The sequence below is a fragment of the Aeromicrobium sp. genome, assembly GCF_049586495.1.
Lineage (GTDB): Bacteria > Actinomycetota > Actinomycetes > Propionibacteriales > Nocardioidaceae > Aeromicrobium.
Map to the genome: position 1 here is coordinate 1 of NZ_JBAVCB010000173.1, position 2546 is coordinate 2546.

Sequence of the window (2546 nt, forward strand, 5' to 3'; positions counted from 1 at the left end):
ATCCACCTGTGGGTCGTGCCGAAGCGGAGCTGACCGGCCCATGACGCAGCAGCGCCGGCCAGGATTCATGTAGTCCTGGCCGGCGCTGCTGATGCCTCGTGTGCTCAGAACTGCGGCTGGCTCTGCGGGTTGAGCTGCTTCATCTTCACCTTGTCGGCGCCCTTGATGCGGGGGTCGTCGACCGAGAACACGTCGAATCCACGAGCAATCTCGTTGGAGTAGATGTGGCCGTTGTAGTAGTACGTCGACCAGGGGCCTCCCAGCACCATTCGAGACTCATCGACCGGGCCGCGGTCGAACCAGGCAATTTCCTTCGGATTGGCCGAGTCGGTGAAGTCGAACATCGACCATCCGCCCTGATACCAAGCCTGCACCATGATGTCCTTGCCCTTGACCGGCAGCAGCGAGCCGTTGTGAGCCACGCAGTTCTCGGTGTTGGCCTGTGCGCGCGGGATCTTGTAGTAGCTCTGGAACTCCAGCTGCCCGGTGTCGGAGATGTCGTAGATGCCGTTGGCGCCCTTGGTGGCTCCAATGGTCTCGTTGCAGGTGGGTGCGCCGCCTCCGCCGAGCTCATCGGTGAACACGACCTTGTCACCGGCGTTGTTGAAGGTCGCCGAGTGCCAGAAGGCGAAGTTCTCGTTGTCCCGCACCCGTTCGGTGACCTGCGGGTTTGCACGGTCGGAGATGTCGAGCAGGATGCCGTCACCCATGCAGGCGCCCGCCATCACGTCCTTGCTCGGGTAGGCCGTCAGGTCGTGACACCCCGAGGTGGTCGCCGACCCGTTGCCGCCGGGGTTACCGCCATCGGGGAACAGCACCGGCTGGCCGACCATCGCGGCGGACTCGGGCGATTCCAGCGGCACCTTGACGACGCTCACGGTGTCCAGCGGCGGCTGGCAGTCCGGGAACGCGGCGTTGGGCGAGTACGACGACACGTAGACGTACAGGTCTTCGACCAGGCCCTTGGCCTCGCCCTTGCCGTTCTTGTTGCCCTTGTCGGGGGCGAGCGTGTGGGTGTGCGATCCGCACGGCGTCTCGATCGCGGACACGTACCGCGGCTGCGCGGGGTCGGAGATGTCGAAGAGCTTGATCCCCTCCCACGACTCCTTGACCGTCGCAGACTGCGAGGTGCTCTGGCAGGATTCGTCGTTGCGTGAGGAGTCGGTGCTCAACACCAACAGGTCGCCATAGACCGACACGTCGTTCTGAGCGCCCGGGCACACGACCTGCGAGACCACAGTGGGCGCCGACGGTGTGGAGATGTCGTACACCATGAAGCCGTTGTAGTTGCCTGCGTAGGCGTACTCGCCTTGGAATGCGAGGTCGCTGTTGTAGGCGCCCGGGCTGTCGAACGCCCCCACCTTCGGCAGATTTGCGAGCAGCTCGGTGTTGGGGCTGCTCGCTGTCTCGCCGGCGGCCAGGCCGGTCGGGGCGCCTCGCAACTTCGCGATGTCGTTGCCTGGAAGGCAGTTTCCGGCGAGCCGGTCCGCCTCGGAGAACATCTGCGCCCCGGCGCACTTGTCCGGTTTCGGTTTCTTGACCGATTCCTCAGCCGAGGCGGTGAGCGGTGACAGCAGAGCAGCGACGATTGCGCCGCCTCCGACCAGTCCGAGCAGTGAAGCGCGAGAGCGCACGTGTCGCATGAGAGGTCCTTCCCCCGAAGTGCATTCATCCTCACCCACTTGGTGCGCGTAATCAAGACCCGGCATGATGGTGTCGATCGGGACATCACACACCCGACGGATCGGGGGATTCGTGAAGACCAGCCGAAGCATGACCGGGGCCGCGGCGATGGCGTGTGCCGCCCTCATCGCACTGGCAGGCTGCAGCGACACCGACGACCGCCGTGCCGTCGACGGGACGATCGTGCAGCCGGGGCGTCCCGGCGACGAGCCGCAGATGCTTGACGAGGCTCCAAAGATCTCGCCTGCCGGAGCCAACGACGTCGACGTCATGTTCGCCGAGATGATGATCCCGCACCACGCTCAGGCGTTGCAGATGGCCGAGCTTGCCCCCGATGCTGGTGGGGGCGCCGAGGTCCGGCGGATGGCCGACCGGATCGACGGCGCGCAGCGACCGGAGATCGTGCTGATGGCCGGCTGGCTGACCGACCAAGGCGTCGAAGCGGCCACCGCCGAAGAGATCGAGACCGGACGGTCGGAGTCCGGTGAGATGTCGATGTCGTCCATGAGCGGCATGGCCTCGCCCGATCAGATGGCCAGTCTGGAGCGGGCGCGGGGCAAGGCGTTCGATCGCCTCTTCCTGCAGCTGATGATTCGTCACCACCAGGGCGCTCTCGACATGGTCGACGGTGTGCTGCGCGACGGCTCCGATCAGCAGATCAACGAATTCGCGACCGGTGTCGCCGCCGACCAGAGTGCCGAGATCGGGCGCATGCGGGTGCTGCTCGACGACTGACACATCGGACGGGCTGATGCATCGGGTGGGCTACAGGGCGCCCATGCCGGCGCCGACGTTCAGCGGGTCCGCCGACTTCTCGCCCACGAACTTCTTCTGGGCCAGCGTGGCCAACCAGCTGAGGGCCA

At 65.6% G+C, this 2546-nt stretch carries 2 protein-coding genes; one reads left to right on the top strand and one right to left on the bottom strand.

The window, feature by feature from the left end:
• Window positions 1–104: 104 nt before the first annotated feature.
• Window positions 105–1643, bottom strand: coding sequence for an LVIVD repeat-containing protein (locus WB508_RS09170; protein ID WP_423844583.1), 1539 nt, complete (start codon window positions 1641–1643; stop codon window positions 105–107).
• Window positions 1644–1755: 112 nt separating this feature from the next.
• Here WB508_RS09170 and WB508_RS09175 point away from each other — a divergent pair, with 112 nt between their 5' ends.
• Window positions 1756–2418, top strand: a complete 663-nt coding sequence (locus tag WB508_RS09175) for a DUF305 domain-containing protein (protein WP_423844584.1) — start codon at window positions 1756–1758, stop codon at window positions 2416–2418.
• Window positions 2419–2546: the final 128 nt, after the last annotated feature.